Annotated in this window: 17 protein-coding genes and 1 pseudogene; 7 read left to right on the top strand and 11 right to left on the bottom strand. The window is 55.1% G+C overall.

All coding sequences use genetic code 11. From position 1 onward, the window contains the following. Positions 1-21: 21 nt before the first annotated feature. Positions 22-1,575, bottom strand: a pseudogene (locus tag LG323_RS09525) (glutamate synthase-related protein). Positions 1,576-1,763: 188 nt separating this feature from the next. Here LG323_RS09525 and LG323_RS09520 point away from each other — a divergent pair. Then, positions 1,764-3,632, top strand: a complete 1,869-nt coding sequence (locus LG323_RS09520) for a methyl-accepting chemotaxis protein (protein WP_404415357.1) — start codon at positions 1,764-1,766, stop codon at positions 3,630-3,632. Positions 3,633-3,653: 21 nt separating this feature from the next. Beyond that, entirely contained in the window at positions 3,654-4,313 is a 660-nt protein-coding gene (locus tag LG323_RS09515) for a metallophosphatase domain-containing protein (protein WP_404415355.1), read from the top strand. On the opposite strand, the gene LG323_RS09510 is transcribed toward LG323_RS09515, so the two are convergent. Then, the gene (locus LG323_RS09510) at positions 4,314-4,892 is read right to left on the bottom strand and encodes a YceI family protein (protein WP_404415352.1); all 579 of its coding nucleotides are present in this window, start codon (positions 4,890-4,892) and stop codon (positions 4,314-4,316) included. 3 nt (positions 4,893-4,895) lie between these two features. Further along, positions 4,896-5,462, bottom strand: a complete 567-nt coding sequence (locus tag LG323_RS09505) for a cytochrome b (RefSeq protein WP_404415348.1) — start codon at positions 5,460-5,462, stop codon at positions 4,896-4,898. 76 nt (positions 5,463-5,538) lie between these two features. Between LG323_RS09505 and LG323_RS09500 the strand changes: the two genes are divergently transcribed. Further along, positions 5,539-6,459: a LysR family transcriptional regulator gene (locus LG323_RS09500; protein WP_310695272.1), complete on the top strand. Its 921-nt coding sequence runs from the start codon at positions 5,539-5,541 to the stop codon at positions 6,457-6,459. Positions 6,460-6,527: 68 nt separating this feature from the next. Then, positions 6,528-7,919 carry an ATP-binding protein gene (locus LG323_RS09495; protein ID WP_404415345.1) on the top strand — a complete coding sequence of 464 codons (1,392 nt, stop codon included), beginning with the start codon at positions 6,528-6,530 and terminating at the stop codon, positions 7,917-7,919. Between the two features lies 1 nt (position 7,920). On the opposite strand, the gene glp is transcribed toward LG323_RS09495, so the two are convergent. The 7 genes from glp to LG323_RS09460 form a co-directional block, all read right to left on the bottom strand. Continuing rightward, positions 7,921-9,117 carry a gephyrin-like molybdotransferase Glp gene (gene glp / locus LG323_RS09490; protein ID WP_404415342.1) on the bottom strand — a complete coding sequence of 399 codons (1,197 nt, stop codon included), beginning with the start codon at positions 9,115-9,117 and terminating at the stop codon, positions 7,921-7,923. A 12-nt stretch (positions 9,118-9,129) separates the two neighbouring features. After that, on the bottom strand, positions 9,130-9,651 hold the full coding sequence (gene moaB / locus LG323_RS09485; RefSeq protein WP_404415340.1) for a molybdenum cofactor biosynthesis protein B: 522 nt from the start codon (positions 9,649-9,651) through the stop codon (positions 9,130-9,132). Next, a complete protein-coding gene (locus tag LG323_RS09480) occupies positions 9,651-9,974 on the bottom strand; it encodes a DUF1244 domain-containing protein (protein WP_404415337.1) in 324 nt (107 codons plus the stop codon). Before LG323_RS09480 ends, moaB begins: the two co-directional genes overlap by 1 nt. Before the next feature lie 141 nt (positions 9,975-10,115). After that, positions 10,116-11,171, bottom strand: coding sequence for a formate dehydrogenase subunit gamma (locus tag LG323_RS09475; RefSeq protein WP_310695267.1), 1,056 nt, complete (start codon positions 11,169-11,171; stop codon positions 10,116-10,118). Between the two features lie 2 nt (positions 11,172-11,173). Further along, entirely contained in the window at positions 11,174-11,812 is a 639-nt protein-coding gene (gene fdh3B, locus LG323_RS09470) for a formate dehydrogenase FDH3 subunit beta (RefSeq protein ID WP_310695266.1), read from the bottom strand. A 17-nt stretch (positions 11,813-11,829) separates the two neighbouring features. Then, positions 11,830-14,682 carry a molybdopterin-dependent oxidoreductase gene (locus tag LG323_RS09465; protein ID WP_404415332.1) on the bottom strand — a complete coding sequence of 951 codons (2,853 nt, stop codon included), beginning with the start codon at positions 14,680-14,682 and terminating at the stop codon, positions 11,830-11,832. 24 nt (positions 14,683-14,706) lie between these two features. Then, entirely contained in the window at positions 14,707-14,919 is a 213-nt protein-coding gene (locus LG323_RS09460; RefSeq protein ID WP_310695264.1) for a twin-arginine translocation pathway signal, read from the bottom strand. 550 nt (positions 14,920-15,469) lie between these two features. Between LG323_RS09460 and LG323_RS09455 the strand changes: the two genes are divergently transcribed. From LG323_RS09455 to rimI, 3 genes are read left to right on the top strand one after another with little or no spacing between them, the layout of a single operon-like run. After that, positions 15,470-17,017 (top strand): 2-isopropylmalate synthase, encoded by a 1,548-nt coding sequence (locus tag LG323_RS09455; protein WP_310695263.1) that lies wholly within the window; start codon positions 15,470-15,472, stop codon positions 17,015-17,017. Positions 17,018-17,038: 21 nt separating this feature from the next. Beyond that, the gene (locus tag LG323_RS09450) at positions 17,039-17,779 is read left to right on the top strand and encodes a hypothetical protein (protein WP_404415329.1); all 741 of its coding nucleotides are present in this window, start codon (positions 17,039-17,041) and stop codon (positions 17,777-17,779) included. Next, complete coding sequence (gene rimI / locus LG323_RS09445; protein ID WP_404415326.1) at positions 17,776-18,246, top strand: ribosomal protein S18-alanine N-acetyltransferase; 471 nt, start codon at positions 17,776-17,778, stop codon at positions 18,244-18,246. Before LG323_RS09450 ends, rimI begins: the two co-directional genes overlap by 4 nt. Here rimI and LG323_RS09440 read toward each other — a convergent pair whose 3' ends face one another. Continuing rightward, positions 18,247-18,528 carry a cell division protein ZapB gene (locus tag LG323_RS09440; RefSeq protein ID WP_404415323.1) on the bottom strand — a complete coding sequence of 94 codons (282 nt, stop codon included), beginning with the start codon at positions 18,526-18,528 and terminating at the stop codon, positions 18,247-18,249. Positions 18,529-18,530: the final 2 nt, after the last annotated feature.

Here is an 18,530-nt window from a genome sequence, read left to right as displayed (position 1 = left end):
ACCCTTTCTTCCCCTACCGGGTTAGTTGCTGGGGTTCAGCAGTCCGGCATAATCCACACCACTGAGAAGTGCCAGGTCTCTGTGCCAGGTGGTCAGATCCTTGCGGTTGAACTGAGCCAGGCTTGAGTGACCGCAGGCACGGGCCATCAGTTGCATCAGGGATACCGAAGAGCCCAGAAAGCGGTTGAGCTGAGCAGCAGACTGATCCACATCCAATCTTTGCCGCAAGTCTTCACGCTGGGTGGTGATTCCCGCCGGACAGTTGTTGGTATTGCAGATACGGGCAGCCACACAGCCCAGTGCCTGGATGGCCGTGTTGGCTAGGGCCAGGCCATCGGCACCCAAGGCCAGGGCTTTGATAAAGTCACTCGGGGTACGCAGACCTCCGGTCATGATCAGGGTGATCCGTCCGCTGGCGCGCTGTTTGTCCAGATACTGCCGGGCACGCGCCAAAGCAGGAATGGTGGGAACACTGATGTGGTCACGGAAAAGAGTGGGTGCTGCCCCGGTACCGCCGCCACGGCCATCCAGGATCAGGTAGTCCGCACCGGCATCCAGAGCAAACTGGATGTCCGCCTCGATATGATTGGCACTGAGCTTGAAGCCTATGGGAATGCCGCCGCTGATTTCCCGTACCTGGTCAGCATAATTGCGAAAATCCCGGACGCTGTGCAGGTTTTTGAAAGTGGACGGAGAGATGGCTGGCTCCCCCTCGGAAAGATCACGTACTTCCGCCACCCGGCCTTGATTCTTGTGGCCGGGCAGATGGCTGCCGACGCCGGTTTTGGCGGCTTGACCCGCCTTGAAATGCAGGGCCTGAACTTTTTTCAGTAGTTGTTCATCAAAACCGAACTCGGCAGGGGCCAGCTCATAAAAATAGCGGGAGTTGGCTTCCTGCTCCTCCGGGAGCATTCCACCTTCACCCTAACAAATACCGGTTCCGGCCATTTCAGCACCTCGGGCCAGAGCCAGCTTGGCTTCCGGGGAAAGAGCACCGAAACTCATATCCGAGACGAATAAAGGCATATCCAGCTCCAGAGGTTTTTTGGCTTCCGGGCCAACCACCAGGCGGGTATCCACTTCGGCATCATCGGCCAGAGGCTGGGTGGCCAGCTGGGCCGTGAGCAATTGCAAATCATCCCAGTCAGGCAGGGCATGACGAGGAACCCCCATGGCCTCTACCGGGCCTTGTGCACCGACACCCTCCAGTCCTTCACGAGCCAATTGATGAATGAACTCAACACGGGGTTCTTCGGGCGTGTTTCTGGCCTCCGGTGCCTGGTTGTTTTCCTCTTCCGCTTTTCCTGGACCTTCCCTTCCCACCTGGTCCCGGCTGAATTGTTGATGGGTGCCATCACAATAGGGAGCATTTCCGGTGTGTTTGCAGCGACAAAGTACTGCTGTACCCTCTTCTTCAGGCGTGAAAGTGAGGGGTTGGAATTCTTCGGTTTCCTGGTGGGAGCCATCACAAAAAGGCTGGTCGCTGGAGCGTCCGCAAACACAAAAGAAATATTCCTTGTCCGGGCTGAGTTCAACTTCTGCTGGCTTGTTATCGGCAATAACAGGATGCTGCATGTGGTTCTCCTTCAATTTCCGGTATCCAGTTTGTTATGCACTACAGTGTGGAAGACAGCGGACCTTTCTGCCAATCAAGGGTAATTCCTACTCTTTTACTTTGTTTTTATACTGCTATTGAACTATCACTTTATAATCAGCTTTAACTCCAGAATTGATTTGCTTCCGAGCTTTCTAAGGCAATCACCATGAAATTGAATTTTCAAAACAAACTTCTTTTGTCCGTGGCTGGCCTGTTGTTGCTGGCTTTGGCTTTATTGAGCTTTCTGTCAGGCAACCTGCTGCAAAGAGAAGTCAACCAGGCGGTGCACAGTGAAGTGAACAATAACCTCAACCTGACACGAAGCCTGGCAAGCAGCTGGATTGAGGGTAAGTCCGACCTTATGCAAGCAACAGCTGGAGAATTGACTGATGAGCCGGAGAGTTGGGAAGACGCACTGACTCTGGTGCGCCGGGGTGGTGGTTTTGAGCTGGTGTATGTGGGTACGGATCAGGGACAAATGATCCAGTCCCGCCCGGCCGTGGAATTACCTGCGGACTTTGATGCCCGCACCCGCCCCTGGTACCAGCAGGCCACAGAAGCAGGTGATTTGATCATTACACCACCTTACGTTGATGCAGGCAGTGGCAGCCTGGTCATGTCCATGGCGGTTCCCCTGGAGGTCAATAGCGACCAGGTGTTAGCTGGAGACCTGAGCATAGCCGGTATTGTCGGAGATTTGCTGGCGACCCAGCTGCGTTGGACTTCCCAGATCTGGATGCTGGATGACGAACAACAGATTCTGGCCCACCCTGATACCGACTATCTGCAAACCAACGCTTTGGAGCAGATCAATGCCAGCAGCCTTCCTGCAAGTGGTGAATTGACCGAAGTGACCTATGAGGGGCGCAGCTGGTTTGCCTCCAGTATTAGCTTGCCGGAAGCGGGCTGGACTTTTTTGCTGTTGGTTGATGCCAACGAAGCAGAAGCCGGCTTGGTTAGCCTGGCCTGGCAGGTGACTTTGTTCTCGGCTCTGATTATTGCTGCCAGCTGTCTGCTGCTTTATCTGTTGATTCGCTTCCAGCTCAGGCCCTTGAAACGTCTGGCAGGAGCCCTGGAAAATATCTCCAGAGGAGAAGCTGACTTAACCCGTCGCCTGGAAGCTGACAAGGATGATGAATTTGGCAGGATGAGTTACGCTTTCAATCGCTTCGTGGAACGCTTGCAGCAGTTGGTGACCCAGGTGGCTGCTTTAACCCGGGAAATTGACCTGGATGCTCAAACCAGCCAAAAACAGGCGCAAAACAACCAGGATCAACTGGCTGATCAGCAGATGGAAATTACCCAATTGGCCAGTGCAGCCCACGAAATGGCCACGGCCACGGGTGAAATCGCAGGCAATGCTGAAAATACCGCTGCTCAGGCCCAGGAAGCAGCCAGTTCGACACGCGAGGGTCTGAGACTGGTGGAAAGTAACCGGGATGCCACGACTGAGTTGGCCAATCAGTTGACACTAGGTATGCACAGCCTGGAAGAAGTGGATGAGCAGGTTCAGGAAATTACCGGTATCCTGGTCACTATCCAGGGGGTGGCAGAGCAAACCAACCTGCTGGCGCTGAATGCCGCCATAGAAGCGGCTCGTGCCGGAGATCATGGACGTGGCTTTGCTGTGGTTGCAGACGAGGTTCGCTCACTGTCCCAGCGCACCCAGGCAGCCACAGAAGAAATCCGGGAAATGATCAACTCCCTGCAAGCTTCGACAGAACAGGCCGTGGCCCGAATGAAAAGTTGTCACCACCAGGCTGGAGAAAGCGTCAAAGGCAGTGAGCAGGCCAGTGAACGTTTGCAAAGCATTGATCAGGCCAACACCCAAATCAGTGACATGGCTTCCCAGATTGCCAGTGCAGTTGAAGAGCAGAATGCTGTAACCTCGGAAATCAGCAGCAATACAGAAAAGATCAAAGGTGTTTCCGATGAGTTGTCCGAGCAGGCTGAAACCTCCCAGCAGCGCACTCAAGAGCTGCGCAGCCGGGTCCGTTCTTTGCGGGAGCTAACGGACAAATTTAAAGTGACCTAGTTTATGGTTCGGGAGTCATTAATGAGGCTGGTTCTGATCAGCGATACCCATGGACGCCACAGGGAGTTGCAATTGCCTGAGGGTGATGTGTTGATCCATGCCGGGGATTTCAGTTCAGCAGGGAGTTGGGATGAACTCCTGGAATTTTCGGACTGGTTCCAGGCCCAGCCTCATCGCCACAAGATTTTGATCGCAGGTAACCATGACCTCCTGTTTGAAGACTTTCCCGAAGATGCCCGGGCTCTGTTTAAAGGCTGGGCGCATTACCTGCAGGATTCCGCCCTGACTCTGGAAGGGCTCAAGATTCATGGCAGCCCCTGGACGCCCCGCTTTTTCGATTATGCTTTTATGCTGCCCAGAGGAAGAGCCCTGGCCGAGCGCTGGGCGAAGATTCCCGCAGACACTCAGCTCTTGATCACTCATGGCCCCGCCCAGGGCCTGGGAGACCGGACTTTTACCGGCGAAAATGCTGGCTGTGAAGCCCTGGCTGAGCAGCTCCCCCGCTTGCCTGATCTTCAGTTGCATGTATTTGGGCATATTCATGAAGGGTATGGTTACTACCCGCCCAGTGCACGGCGACGCTATTCCAGCGTCAATGTCAGCAACTGCCGCTGGGGTGATCCGGGGTTGAACGAGCCCATCTGGCTGGATGTTGAACCCCGGAATTGCAGGCAGGTCTAGTTACTGACGCACACCTTCAATATGCAGATCCATATGAACGGTTTCAGCCGCTGGGCCCAGGTTGAAGTTGATGCCAAACTCCGGCAGATTCAATTCGGTGGTGCCCACAAAACCGACCCGATAGCCGTCCCAGGGGTCCTGGCCTTCGCCAACCTTTTCCACATCAATATCGATGCTGCGGGTTTTTCCCATCAGGGTCAGGTCGCCGGTTACCACGCCTTTGCCATCTCCCAGATCTTCATAGTCCGTACTAACAAACTTTGCCTGGGAATAACGGCTTACATCCAGAAAGTCATCCGAACGAACGTGCTTGTCACGCTCGGCATGGTTGCTGTCCACGGATTCGGGGTTGATGGTGACTTCAATGCTGGAGTCTTCGGGTTTGTCCTTGTCCCAGGTGAAGTTGCCTTCAAAGTCATTGAAGCGACCAACTACATAGCTGAAGCCCAGGTGGTTGATTTTGAAGTTGATGGAGGCGTGAGCACCCTGGGTGTCAATAACATAGTCTGCAGCCAGTGCGGGGGTGGCAGCAAAAGCGGTGGCCAGAGCCAGACCTTTTAAACCTGATTTGATTTGCATCGTTTATTTCTCCGTTTGAATGCCCAGCATACGCTTGAGCGTTGGGTTGCGATCAATAAAGTGGTGCTTTAAAGCAGCCAGAGCATGCAGCCCGGCAAGAATTATCAGACTGGTGGTGGCATAAAAATGCACACTGCCAGCCAGATCTTCCTGGCGTGTTGCCAGCCAGGGAATTGCTGGAACACTGAACCAGTTAAAAACCTCAATACTGCGCCCATCAGCAGTGGACAGCAAATAACCCGATGCCACTGCGGTCAGAAGCAGCAAGTAAAGCAACAGATGGCCTGCTTTTGCGGCCAGACGCTCCCAGGCTTTGTCGACCAGAAGTTGTGGGTTGGGATTGAGCAGCTTCCAGACCAGGCGCACCAGGATGGTAAAAGCCAGCAGCAGCCCCAGGCTACGGTGGAGATTAGGGTAAAAGCGGTAGCCCGGATCATAGTAGCCCAGCTCCACCATATACAGCCCCAGGGGATAGAGACCGATGACGACCAGAGCAACCAGCCAATGCAAAAGAATGCTGATCCAGCCGTATTGCTTGTGGGAATTGGTCAGTTGTTGGGTCAAGGGCATCGTTTTTCTCCTGATTGCTAAATAGAGTTTGCGCGACTAGTATCTATGCGTCTAATGCATTGAAGTGATAACCGCTATGCGCGAAATAAATTTAAGAGGTTTGGACCTTAATCTTCTCCCTGTTCTGGAAGCCCTCTTGCAGGAACGGCATGTCTCCAGGGCGGCTGAACGCCTGGAAATGAGCCAGCCTGCAGTGAGTCGTGCCCTGGCTCGTCTGCGTCAGAGTTTAGCCGATCCGCTTCTGGTCAGAACAGCCCAGGGCTATGATCTCAGCAGTCGTGCCCAGACTATTCAGGTCGAGCTGAGTCGTCTGCTGCAACAACTGGATCATCTGGTACAGCCTCCGGCATTTGATCCGGCAACGGACAACAGCCTGATCCGCCTGACCGGGCTGGATCTGGAGCTGGCGATTTATTTTCCCGGACTGGTCAAGCACCTGCGTCGCCTTGCTCCCCAGTTGCGTCTGGAAACGGTACGCCAGGAACAGGACAGCTTTTCCATGCTGGATCGGGATGAAGTGCATTTCAGCCTGAGTGGCCTGCAACCGGCTTCGGCCGAGAACAGTCTGCATCGACGGGTGATTGATACCATGCCGCTTTTGTGCGTCATGGCTGAAGACCATCCTCTGGTTGAACAGCCTTTGACGCCCGTAAGCTATGCCGCTGCAGCGCATGGCCTGGTGTCCATCACCGGTCGTGGGCCGGGAAGTATGGACAAGGTGCTGGCGCAGCTGGGTTTGAAGCGTCAGGTCATGCTGCGCTTGTCCAGTTTCATGTCAGTGGCGGATTTCTGTGAAGATACCGATCTGGTTTTCACCCTGCCCCAGCGTCTGGCGGAAAGAGTCGTCTACAAGCGCCGCCTGTGTTTGCGGGAACTGCCCGAGGTTTTGCAGCCGCCCCCGGTCAGCTTTTATCTCTATTGGCACAGTCGCTACCACCAGGACCCAAGAATGCAGTGGATCCGTGAACAGCTTTTTGCCGCTTTGGGATATTCCTGATACAAAAATCGGATTTAATGTCCTATGAGTTTTTCTGGTTTTAATGGCTCTGGGTGGAGGTAAGCTCAATGAAAGCGGCATTCAAAAGCGGGTATCCCCAGAGCCTGGCGGGTCAGTTGATCGTCCTGCTGGTTTTAATCCTATTGATCGGGCAATTGATCAGTTTCTGGTTGCTGGCAGATGAAAGGCGCGAAAGGCTCCATGAGGTGCGTATCCATCATGCGCTTCAGCGCTTGCTCAGTACCCGTGATCTCCTGGTTCACTTGCCAAAAGAAGCGCATCAACAGCTACTGGACACCCTGTCCAGCCCGGCTCTTGAATTGACCTTGGCTACCGAGCCTCTGGTCACAGCAGAAAAAGCGCACGACCCGGATCGCCTCCACCCTCGCCTGAATCGCAACCTGCCCCTGCAGGATCTGCCTTTGAATCTGCGCCTGCTGGAACCGGAAGCTGATTGCTCCAGGCCTTCACACGAGTCCAGTCGTGAAGAAAAACGTCGCCACTGGCGGCGATGTCAGCCCCGAATGGAGGCCAGCCTGCAGTTGGATTCGGCACCCGGCTGGCTGAACCTGCAACAGGTGAATGATCGCAGCTCACCTCCCTGGCCTGTCCGGGTCTGGATCAGCCTGTTGGTTTCCGGGTTGCTGGCGGCTTTGCTGGTGGGGCTGGTGGTTCGGCGTTTGACCGGTCCCTTGCAAGATCTGGCAGGGGCTGCGGCCAGTTTTGGTCTGGGAAAAAACCAACCTGTGCAGGAGAAGGGGCCTTCCGATCTGCGTGAGGTGATCCAGGCTTTCAACAGAATGCAGGAAAAAGTGGGCCGTCAACTGGAAGAAAGAGCCCATCTTCTGGCCGCCCTGTCCCATGACCTGCGGACTCCCTTGACGCAGATGCGCTTACGCTTGGAATTATTACCGGAATCACAGGATAAACAACGCCTCCTGGCCAGCCTGGCCAACATGCAAAATCTGGCAGAGACCTCGCTGGATTTTGTGCGGGGCAGCAGTGGTGAGAGCAGGAAAAAATTTGATCTGGGCAGCCTGGTTGCCAGTCTGGTTGAAGACTACCAGGAAAAGGGTGAAAGCCTGATTTTGCACAGCAGTGATCGTCTGGTCTGCCAAGGGCGTCCCCAGGCCGTTCGACGTGCCCTGCAGAATCTGATCGACAATGCCCTTAAATATGCCGGTGAAGCCGAAATCACTCTGCTGAAAAGTGATCGGCAACTGGTCATCCGGGTGGAAGATTCGGGGCCGGGTATCCCGGACGAAGAAAGAGAGAGGGTCTTAGATCCTTTCTATCGGATGGAGGCTTCGCGCTCTGCAGAAACCGGAGGCACCGGGTTGGGGCTCTCCATCGCCTACAACCTGATTCAGCAGGAAGGTGGACAACTGCAACTGAAAAGCCGCAGCAACGGTGAATCAGGGCTGCTGGCTGAAATCAGACTGCCACTGATCGAGGCCTAACTTAGCTATAGAACCAGAAATCAATTTCATCGCCGGGTTGGATTTCCGTTTCAGGGGGTACCAGGGCCAGGGCATTGGCCCAGACTACGGAGCTGAGAACCCCGGAGTTCTGGTTGGGGTGGCTGAAGATTTGCCAGTCTCCACGGGTGTTTCTTTCTGCCTGGACGCGCAGGTACTCCTGGCGGACTTGGGTTTTGATGCTGAAATTGGCTTGCCCGCGCAGCAACCGGGGCTGCCAGTCTTCCCTGTTGCCGGCCAGGCGCGCCAGAAGCGGACGCAGAAAAACCTGGCTGCCGACAAACACGGAAACCGGGTTGCCGGGGAGTCCCAGAAAAGCGGCTTGTCCAATTTTTCCAAAAGCAACCGGTTTTCCGGGCTTCATTGCCAGTTTCCAGAGGCTGAGTTCACCCAGGTTTTCCACAGCCGGTTTGATGTGATCTTCCTCACCGACGGAAACACCCCCTGTGGATAAAATAAGGTCAGCCTGCTCAGCTGCCTGGCTCAAAGCAGCCTCGGTGGCTTCGCGGGTATCGGCAACCGGCCCCAGGTCGATGACTTCAGCTCCCAGTTGCTGGAGCAGCCCCGTCAGCAAAGGGCGGTTGGAATTGTATATCTGGCCGGGTTTGAGGGGTTGGCCGGGGGCGACCAGTTCATCCCCGGTGGCCAGCAAAGCCACACGTGGAGCCCTGAAAACAGGTGCTTCCGCCAGACCAACACTGGCCAGCAGCCCCAGATGGCGATAATCCAGCCGGGTGCCCTTTTCCAGCAACAAGCTGCCAGCCTGAATATCCTGACCCCTGGGGCGAATATTCTGCCCGGCTTCCAGACCTTCAGGAATCACGGCTCTGCCCTGATCATCAAGCGAGACCTTTTCCTGCATGACCACACAATCAGCGCCTGGTGGAATTTCACCACCGGTGAAAATACGCGCACAGCTTCCCGTTTCCAGTGGCTGGGGTGCATGACCTGCGGCCATGCGCTGGGAAACTCTCAATGCCTGCCCCTGATCCGCCAGACGCAAGGCATAGCCATCCATACCGGAATTATCGGCGGGTGGAACATCAACGCTGGCCTTCTGGTCTTCAGCGAGAATGCGCCCTGCCAATTTGCCCAGAGGCAGGGCTTCGCTGGCGCTGATGGGCTGGATTGCAGCCAGCATTTTTTCCAGGGCATCTTGTGGGGGCAGCAGTGGGCTCATGACACAACTCGATCAGGAATGAATTTGCTTGCCATGCAACAGGATGCCGACAAAGTTGCAGGGACGATGGCTGCTGTCCAATTGTTCAGCCAGGATTTTAGTCCAGCCGGTTTTGCAGGCACCGGTCGAGCCGGGCAGACAGAAGATGGCGGTGGAATTGGCCAGACCTGCCAGGCAGCGTGACTGCACCGTGGAGGAGCCGATTTCAGCATAGGAAACCTGGCGAAAGGTTTCGCCAAAGCCTTCAATTTCGGTATCAAACAAGGGTCGCAGGGCTTCGGGTGTGGAATCGCGGCCGGTGAAGCCGGTTCCGCCGGTGGTCAGGATGACCTGAATGCCCGGCTCGGCAATCCATTCACTGACCACAGCCCGCATCCGGTAGATATCATCAGGGATGATTTTGCGCCCAGCCAGGTTATGACCTGCTGCTTCCAGAGCCGAAACCAGGTAATCGCCGGACTTGTCTTCGGCCAGAGTGCGGGTGTCGGAAAGGGTCAGCACAGCAATATTCAGAGGTGTTTCTACCCGGCTCATCAGGCTTCCCCTCTGGCTTTACGAGCGGCTTCACGGGCTTCAAAAGCAGCCAGTTGTTCAGGGGTGGCAGGTTCCTGGTACAGCTCTTTCCACTCGGAATAGGGCATGCCATAGACTCTTTCCCTGGCTTCGTCGTAGTCCATTTCCACGCCCTGTTCCTTGGCTGCCGCCATCATCCATTTAGCCAGGCAGTTGCGGCAGAAGTCGGCCAGAATCATCAGGTCGATATTCTGAACGTCCTTGTTGTCATCCAGGTGCTGGAGCAGACGACGAAAGGCAGCCGCTTCAATTTCAGTTTGTTGTTGTGGATTCAGGGCTTGCATTGACTCACTCTCCAAAGAAAACAGTATTCAGCCAATATCCTAGCGATATCAGGCCTAAATAGCCATGTGCCTGGCGGTCTACAGCAAATAAAAAAAGGGAAGCTAGTGGTCACTAGCCTCCCAAGGGAAAACCGGTTGGATTCAGCTTTTTGCGTCAGCTGGAGCAGGTTCCCCGGTTTTCAAGGCTTGCAATTCCTCTTCATCCATAGCCTGGTCTTTGACTTCTTCATACCAGAGGTCATGGTGTTGCTTGGCCCAGGTTTCATCCACATAGCCGGTTTTCATGCCTTCAAAGGCACCTTCTGTGCCTGCTGTGCCGATGTAGATGTGACCGAAAGAGGCGGCCATCAGAATAAGCGCGGCAAGGGCGTGAATAAGCAGTGTGGTCTGCATGGTTTCCCGGCTTTGTCCGAAGTTGGGGAAATCCACTACCAGACCGGAAATCACCACGGTTAAGCCCACAAAAGTGACCAGCCAGAACCAGGCTTTTTCACCACCATTCAGGTAGCCTGCAGAAGGATGAGCCTTGCCGATGATACCGCCGCCTTTGGCAAACCACTTGAGATCCACCAGAGTCAGCCAGTTGTGACGCATCCACTTGATGATCATGGCCAGCAAGCCCAGCGCAAACAGAGGCCCCAGATAGTTGTGGATGTTTTTGCTGGCGGTCATGAAGGCCGCCCAGACACCACCGGGCAGAATCGGCTGCAGGAACCATTTGGCATAGAGCAACATCAGGCCGGTTAAACCCAGAATGATGAAGAGGCTGGCCACGTACCAGTGAATCGCCCGGTCGATGCGTTTCCAACGCTCCACTTTGCGACCGCTGCGGGGGTTGTCCAGCTTGATGGAGCCGACCAGCAGATAAAACAGCAGAATGGTCAAGGCACTGCCGCCCAAGGCAATCAGGCCACCGGGTGAGACCCAGTTGTTGCGCCATTCACGCCAGGCTTCACCTTCCACCATGATCAGGGTATCGGCACCGGGGCTGTTGGAAGCCGTGGTTCCCGAGTTTCCGCCTTCAACATCACGCCAGTAGTCTGCGGTGACACCGGGGAGTGATTGCATCAGCTCGCGCTTGGCATCGGCGGTTTGGCTCTGATCTGGCTGAGCCACTGAGGGCAGGCTGAGTAAACAGCCTACCAGCAGCAGCGCAACCAGGCTGAGCCAGCCAGGGTTACGCTTGCAGTTTTTCATAGTTAGCTTCTCGCTGCGTCGGTAGCCAGTTCAGCGGCTTGTTGTGCCAGGTCGGTCAGGCCGGGTTCCTTGTTCAGGGAACCCCAGCCGCCATCCTCATGCCCACGGTAAACCACCCTTTCGCGGAAAATATCCGCCACTTCCTGGGCATCCCCGGCCAGAAGTGCCTTGGTGGAGCACATTTCTGCACAAAGAGGCAGCTTGCCGTCTTTCAGGCGGTTGGCACCATACTTCTGTTCTTCCAGAGCAGGATCGTCTTCAGGGCCACCGGCACAGAAGGTGCACTTGTCCATCTTGCCACGCGCACCCAGAGCACCCTGTTTGGGGAACTGGGGAGCGCCAAAGGGACAGGCGTAAAGGCAGTAGCCACAACCGATGCAGAGATCCTTGTTGTGCAGGATCAGGCCTTCTTCGGTGGGGTAGAAACAATCTGTGGGGCAGACGGCCATGCAGGGTGCATCCGAGCAATGCATACAGGCCACGGAAATCGAGACTTCAGAGCCGACTTCCCCATCATCCAGGGTCACGACGCGACGGCGTTGAATGCCCCATTCGGTTTCATTGGCGTTTTTACAGGCCGTGACGCAACCGTTGCATTCGATGCAGCGCTCTGAGTCACACAAAAATTTCATACGAGCCATGGTTATCTCCTCAGGTATCAGGCTGCTTCAATACGGCAAACGGTACACTTGGATTCCTGCATCAGGGTGACGGGGTCGTAACCATAGGTGGTTACAGTGTTGGCCGCCTCACCGGAGATGTAGGGTGCGCTTCCTTCGGGGTAGCGGTCTCTCAGGTTTTCACCCTGGAACTCGCCACCGAAATGGAAGGGCATGAAGGCCACATTGCGGTCAACCCGATTGGTCACCTGGGCTTTGACCTTGGCACGTCCGCCTTCCGGGCCGTAAACCCAGACATCCTGACCGTCCTTGATACGCAGAGTGTTGGCATTGTAGGGATTGATTTCCACAAACATGTGTTGCTGAAGCTCCGCCAGCCAGGGGTTGGAACGGGTTTCATCACCACCCCCTTCGTATTCCACCAGACGGCCGGAAGTCAGAATGATGGGGAATTCATCGCTGGTGTCTCTTTCCTGAATGGATTTGTAGAGAGTCGGCAGACGGAACAGGGATTCCATGTCATCCCAGGTGGGATAATCAGCAACCAGGTCGCGACGTGTGGTGTAAAGCGGTTCGCGGTGCTTGGGAATGGCATCCGGGAAAGTCCAGACCACAGCACGGGCCTTGGCATTACCGTAGGGGGCACAGCCGTGCTTGATAGCAACCCGCTGGATACCGCCGGAAAGGTCGGTCTTCCAGTTTTTGCCTTCGGCCGCCTGTTTTTCTTCAGCCGTCAGGTCATTCCACCAGCCCAGCTGTTTGAGCAACTGGTGATCAAACTCGGGGTGACCATCACCGATTTCATTGCCCAAGGGAGCGGAACCGCCTTCTGCCAGCAGGGTTTCGCCATTACGTTCGACACCAAAACGGGCGCGGAAGCCCATGCCGCCATCTTTCACGGCAATGCTGGTGTTGTAGAGAATGGGCGAACCTGGGTGTTTCATGTCGGCAGTACCCCAGCAAGGCCAGGGCAGACCGTAGACTTCGCCATCGGCCTCGGTACCCACACCGCGCAGGCTGGTGAAATCAAAGGCATGCCAGTTCTGCTGGTGATACTTGAGGCGTTCGGGGCTCTGGCCGGTGTAGCCGATGGTCCACATACCGCGGTTGAATTCCCGGGTGATGTCTTCAATCAGCGGCTCATTGTCATTCACCTGAATGTTTTTGAACAGTTGCTGATCAATGCCCAGCTTCTTGGCAAAGAGGTACATGATTTCGTGGTCGGTCTTGGACTCGAAATGCGGCTCAATAACCTTGCTGCGCCACTGGATGGAACGGTTGGAAGCTGTAACAGAACCATAGGTTTCAAACTGAGTGCAGGCAGGCAGCAGATAAACGCCATCACTGCGGTCGTGCATGACGGCGGCAACGGTGGGATAGGGGTCGACGATGACCATCATGTCCAGCTTTTTCATCGCCTCGCGCATATCCGGGCCGCGGGTTTGCGAGTTGACCGCATGCCCCCAGTAGAACATGGCGCGGATGTTGTCTTTCTGGGTGATGTTGGACTTGTCTTCCAGAACACCATCCACCCAGCGGGAAACCGGAATGCCCGTGGTATTCATGGGTTTGCTGCCCGCATATTCCTGGGGATCAAAGCGGCTTTCAATCCATTCGTAATCCACTTCCCAGACCCGGGCCCAATGCTTCCAGGAGCCTTCCGCCAGGCCATAGTAGCCGGGCAGGGTGTTGGAAAGCACACCCAGGTCGGTAGCCCCCTGAACATTGTCATGGCCGCGGTAGATGTTGGCACCGCCACCGCTTTTACCCACATTGCCCAGAGCCAGCTCCAGAATGCAGTAAGCGCGGGTATTGTTGTTGCCGGTGGTGTGCTGGGTGCCGCCCATGCACCAGACAATACAGCCGGGGGTGTTGTCCGCGAGAACCTTGGCAACCTTGTAAACCTCGGCTTCAGGGACACCGGTGATGTTTTCCACCACTTCAGGTGGGAAGTCCCGGATTTCACGGCGGATTTCATCCATGCCATAAACGCGCTGGCTGATGTATTCCTTGTCTTCCCAGCCATTTTCAAAAATGTGCCACAACAGACCCCAGATATAAGCCACGTCAGAACCGGGGCGGATGCGGGTGTAATGATTGGCCTTGGCGGCGGTGCGGGTGTAGCGGGGATCAACCACCACCACCTGGCAGTTGTTGCGTTCCTTGGCAATCAGGGTGTGCTGCATGGAAACCGGGTGGGCTTCTGCAGCATTGGAACCGATAAACAGAATCGACTTGCTGTTCTGCATGTCGTTGTAGCTGTTGGTCATGGCCCCGTAGCCCCAGGTGTTGGCAACCCCGGCAACGGTTGTGGAGTGACAGATACGCGCCTGGTGATCAACGTTGTTGGTGCCCCACAGGGAAGCAAACTTGCGGAAGAGGTAAGCCTGTTCATTGTTGAACTTGGCGGAACCCAGCCAGAATACGGAGTCAGGCCCGGACTCTTCGCGGATATCCAGGACCTTGTCACCGATTTCATTGATGGCCTGATCCCAGGAGAGTTTTTTCCACTGGCCGCCCTCAAGCTTCATGGGATATTTCAGGCGACGGCTGGAATGACCGTGATGGCGCAAAGCTGCACCCTTGGCACAATGAGCACCGCGGTTGATGGGGTGGTCAAAAGCCGGTTCCTGGTAAGTCCAGACCCCTTCCTGGGTGTGGGCATAAACACCACAACCCACTGAGCAGTGGCTGCAAATGGTGCGGCTGACTTCAACCGGCGCTGAGGATTTGGCGGTCTGGGCTTCGGCTTTTTGCATCATGCCCTTGCCGAGCAGCCCCGAAGCGGCCAAACCACCGGCAGCCACACTGGTGCCTTTCAGAAAACCACGGCGGCTGACGCCCAGGCCTTCCTGCTGTTCACTGACACTTTCTTTTTTTGTTAAACGCATGGGTAGGATCTCCTTGAGTTCGGCTTAGCGACAGCTGGCGTAATAGGCGCGAATATGATCAGTTTCGTGATAACCCTGAACCTGATCATCATTTTGGGTGTCGCCCGGTTCATCACTGGCAGCCAGGCTGTTACCTGCGGTTGCTGCCAGACCGACTGCAGCGGAGGCACCGGCCATGCTTTTCAAGAAACGGCGGCGTTCAGCTTGTACCGTTGGGGAGGCATTATTATTTTGCATGGTTCTCTCATCCATCTTGTGGGAATAAATCGTGAGTCATCAGAAAGCTTGCAAGGCTGGAGCCAGAAAACAAAACCAATAAAGGAAAGAAAAGCGGCTGTAAGTCCACACCAAAACCCCGGCTTTTCAGTGGATGGGACATTTTGTCCGGGTGTTTTTTTCGTAAATGGCTTTTTGTCACATTGACCTGCCAGCGAATTCTTTTCTCCCCTTGGCAAAGCGCGTTTGGCTGGTTATAGTCAGAGGTGACTTAAATCAATTCATGTTCTAATGGCTGGAAAAATGAAATACGTGATACCCAGTAGAAGACCTGCACCTGTTCAAACAGTGGCGGCCCCCGTGGCTGACACCTCACCTTTGTTTGCTTATGCTGCCCTCCTGCTTCTCCTTCCAGCCCTACTCCTTAGTCAGCTGCTATAAGCAGCCTGAACATCGCCAGGTCGTTCCCGACCCTTCAGTAGAAGACTGATCCCGATTCAAACTGACTAATCGTTTATAACCAGGCACTACTTTGTTGTTTGTGGGTTAGTGCCTCTGAGGAGATAAGATAATGAGCAAAGATCAATTGGTAATTTTTGATACCACCTTGCGTGACGGTGAACAAAGCCCCGGCGCATCCATGACCAAAGAAGAAAAAGTCCGCATTGCCAAAATGCTGGAAAAAATGCGGGTGGATGTGATTGAAGCGGGTTTTGCCATTGCCAGCCAGGGGGATTTTGAGGCAGTAAAAGCAGTAGCCGAAGCGGTTCAGGAATCGCGCATTTGCTCTCTGTCACGGGCCATGCCTGCGGATATCGAGCGCGCTGCCGAAGCCTTGAAGCCTGCTGCTCTGGGTCGTATTCACACCTTTATTGCCACCAGCCCGATTCATATGAAGTACAAGCTGCAGATGCAGCCGGATGAAGTTCTGGAGCAGGCTGTGAAGGCTGTCAGCCTGGCCCGCAATCTGATTGATGATGTGGAGTTTTCCTGTGAAGATGCCGGGCGTTCCGATCTGGACTTTTTGTGCCGTATCGTTGAAGCGGCCATTGATGCCGGGGCAACCACCATCAACATTCCGGACACGGTCGGCTATGCCATTCCCGAACTCTATGCCGAACAAATCCGCCAGTTGATTGAGCGGGTGCCCAACAGCGATAAGGCTATTTTCTCGGTGCATTGTCACAATGACCTGGGTCTGGCTGTTGCCAACTCTTTGGCTGCCGTGCAAGCCGGGGCGCGTCAGATTGAATGCACCATCAATGGCTTGGGTGAGCGCGCTGGTAATGCTTCTCTGGAAGAAATTGTCATGGCGGTACGCACCCGTGCTGATGCCTTTGATGTGGAAACCGGCATCGATCCGCAGTTTATTGTGCCGACTTCGCGCCTGGTTTCCACGGTCACCGGTTTTCCGGTACAGCCCAACAAGGCCATCGTGGGCAAAAATGCTTTTGCCCATGAGTCCGGTATCCACCAGGACGGTGTGCTCAAGCATCGTGAAACCTATGAAATCATGAAAGCCCAGGACGTCGGCTGGCACACCAATGCCATCGTGCTGGGCAAACACTCAGGCCGCAATGCCTTCCGTACCCGCTTGCAGGAACTGGGCATCAACTTTGAAACCGAGCAGGAACTCAATACAGCCTTTCAGTTGTTCAAGCAGTTGGCGGATAAAAAGCACGAGATCTATGACGAAGATCTGCAGGCTTTGGTTACGGATACCCGTGCTGCTGCCGCAGCCGAACATGTGCAGCTGGTAGCCCTAGAAGTCCAGTCAAAAACCGGTGAAACACCTGTGGCCCAGTTGGTGCTGAATGTGGAAGGCAAGGAACTGAAAGCTGAGTCCGAAGGCTCCGGCCCCGTGGATGCGGTTTACAAGGCGATTGAAAGTGTTGTGGAAAGCCATGCGACTCTGGAACTGTATTCGGTCAATGCCATCACTTCCGGCACCGATTCCCAGGGTGAAGTCACGGTGCGTCTGGCACGAGGCGGGCGCATAGTGAATGGCCTGGGGGCGGATACGGATATCGTGATTGCTTCGGCCAAGGCCTATGTCAACGCTTTGAATGCCTTGACCAACAAAACAGAACGCACCCATCCCCAGACAGAAGGTGTTTAAAAACAAGTTCTTGGAGATGGCATGCAGCCGTTAGCAGCCCAACAGCGTTATGCAACCCTGAAGGCGATGGGGGTTACCCTCTGGGTGCCCCGCAAACGTCTGGTGGGTGCTGCACCCAGCCACCAATGTGACTGGCCGGAGGCGGCTGCTCCGGTCAGTGGCAAGGAAAAGCTGCTGGCGGAAATGCAAAATCACCAGCAGCCCCCTGCTCAGACTCCGCCTTCTGACCCTCACCCTGTTCAACCAGCCAAGCCTGAGCCAGCACCAGCGCCGCCTCCACCTGCTGCAGTGCTGGAAACCACTCCTCCTCTAGTAGCCGATGTCTGGTTGCTGGCCAATGGCTGGCAGCTGGTGATAGAGCGCTTGCAAGAGTCGCCTTTGACCCAGCCGGATCTGCGCTTACTGCAAAACCTCTTGGCTGCCCTTTACCCTGGCGGTCTGGGCATCGTCTCCCAGCATGCTTTTGCCTGGCCACTACCGGGTGTGCCCCTGGAGCGAGGTGATGAAGAGGAGCTTAACCTGAGCCTGCGGGCTTTTTTGACCGGAGCCCAGTTTCGTAGTCCGCCTGTGGGAGTGCTGGTGTTTGGGGAAAGATCCGGCCAGCTCTTGTCGGCTCATCAGGCATTGCCTTTGCCGGATGTTTATACGGCCCCTTCCCTGGAGCAGCTCTTGCAAAATCCCCAGGCCAAACAGGCTTTCTGGCAACAGGCCGGAACCAATGGCTTGCGTGCACGCTTTGCCAGTAGTCCGGTGATGATGTGAGTTCTGCAGGTCAGCCCTTATTTTTCCAGACCCTGAATACAACCCATCTGCCACAATTGCTGGAGTTGTCGGCCAGTGATCCGCATGCCTGGTCTGAAGGCAACTGGCTGTCCAGTCTGGAGCAGGATCAGGTGCTGGGTTTGCTGAAGGATGAAAAAACCTGGGTGGCGTGTCTGGTTCTGGGTTGGGGATACCGGGAAGCTGAAGTGCTTTATCTGCTGGTAAGAGAGGGTTATCGACGCCAGGGGCTGGCCAGCCTGCTTTTGCAAAAAGCCCTTCAGGAAGCCAAAGACAAGCAGGCTGAACGCTTGTTGCTGGAAGTCAGGGCCAGCAATCAGGCGGCTCTGGCGCTTTATGCGGCGGAAGGCTTTAAGGAGGATGGCCGCCGTAAAAACTACTATGCCAGTCAGACAAGCCTGACTGGCAAAGAGGATGCAATACTCATGTCCCGGAGCTTGGTTAGCTGATCAAGACCAACGGGAGACCTGGGTTTCTCCAGTATCGCTTGGAGAAGAGCCTTCCTCGTCCGAAGCAGTCACTTCTGAAGTCAGGGTGGTTTCCTGGGCAGTTGCTTCCAGGCTGCTGAATTTGTTCAGCAGGTCACCCAGCTTACTTTCCCAGGCTTGTTTTTCTTCCTTCAGACTGGTGTTTTCTTCCTTGAGTTGCTCCACTTCCTGACGCAACTGGTTCAAGGCATCAACCGTGGTTTGTACTTTGGCTTCTAATTGGTTTAAAAGATCCAGGCTCATAG

It is taken from the genome of Marinospirillum sp. (assembly GCF_044810985.1).
GTDB lineage: Bacteria > Pseudomonadota > Gammaproteobacteria > Pseudomonadales > Halomonadaceae > Marinospirillum.
The sequence above is the reverse complement of the archived record's forward strand: the minus strand, read 5'-3'. Positions and strand labels throughout refer to the sequence as shown.

Coding starts and splice junctions, on each gene's coding strand:
- LG323_RS09520 (WP_404415357.1), top strand. CDS start 1,764: ATGAAATTGAATTTTCAAAACAAACTTCTTTTGTCCGTGGCTGGCCTG.
- LG323_RS09515 (WP_404415355.1), top strand. CDS start 3,654: ATGAGGCTGGTTCTGATCAGCGATACCCATGGACGCCACAGGGAGTTG.
- LG323_RS09510 (WP_404415352.1), bottom strand. CDS start 4,892: ATGCAAATCAAATCAGGTTTAAAAGGTCTGGCTCTGGCCACCGCTTTT.
- LG323_RS09505 (WP_404415348.1), bottom strand. CDS start 5,462: ATGCCCTTGACCCAACAACTGACCAATTCCCACAAGCAATACGGCTGG.
- LG323_RS09500 (WP_310695272.1), top strand. CDS start 5,539: ATGCGCGAAATAAATTTAAGAGGTTTGGACCTTAATCTTCTCCCTGTT.
- LG323_RS09495 (WP_404415345.1), top strand. CDS start 6,528: ATGAAAGCGGCATTCAAAAGCGGGTATCCCCAGAGCCTGGCGGGTCAG.
- glp (WP_404415342.1), bottom strand. CDS start 9,117: ATGAGCCCACTGCTGCCCCCACAAGATGCCCTGGAAAAAATGCTGGCT.
- moaB (WP_404415340.1), bottom strand. CDS start 9,651: ATGAGCCGGGTAGAAACACCTCTGAATATTGCTGTGCTGACCCTTTCC.
- LG323_RS09480 (WP_404415337.1), bottom strand. CDS start 9,974: ATGCAAGCCCTGAATCCACAACAACAAACTGAAATTGAAGCGGCTGCC.
- LG323_RS09475 (WP_310695267.1), bottom strand. CDS start 11,171: ATGAAAAACTGCAAGCGTAACCCTGGCTGGCTCAGCCTGGTTGCGCTG.
- fdh3B (WP_310695266.1), bottom strand. CDS start 11,812: ATGGCTCGTATGAAATTTTTGTGTGACTCAGAGCGCTGCATCGAATGC.
- LG323_RS09465 (WP_404415332.1), bottom strand. CDS start 14,682: ATGCGTTTAACAAAAAAAGAAAGTGTCAGTGAACAGCAGGAAGGCCTG.
- LG323_RS09460 (WP_310695264.1), bottom strand. CDS start 14,919: ATGCAAAATAATAATGCCTCCCCAACGGTACAAGCTGAACGCCGCCGT.
- LG323_RS09455 (WP_310695263.1), top strand. CDS start 15,470: ATGAGCAAAGATCAATTGGTAATTTTTGATACCACCTTGCGTGACGGT.
- LG323_RS09450 (WP_404415329.1), top strand. CDS start 17,039: ATGCAGCCGTTAGCAGCCCAACAGCGTTATGCAACCCTGAAGGCGATG.
- LG323_RS09440 (WP_404415323.1), bottom strand. CDS start 18,528: ATGAGCCTGGATCTTTTAAACCAATTAGAAGCCAAAGTACAAACCACG.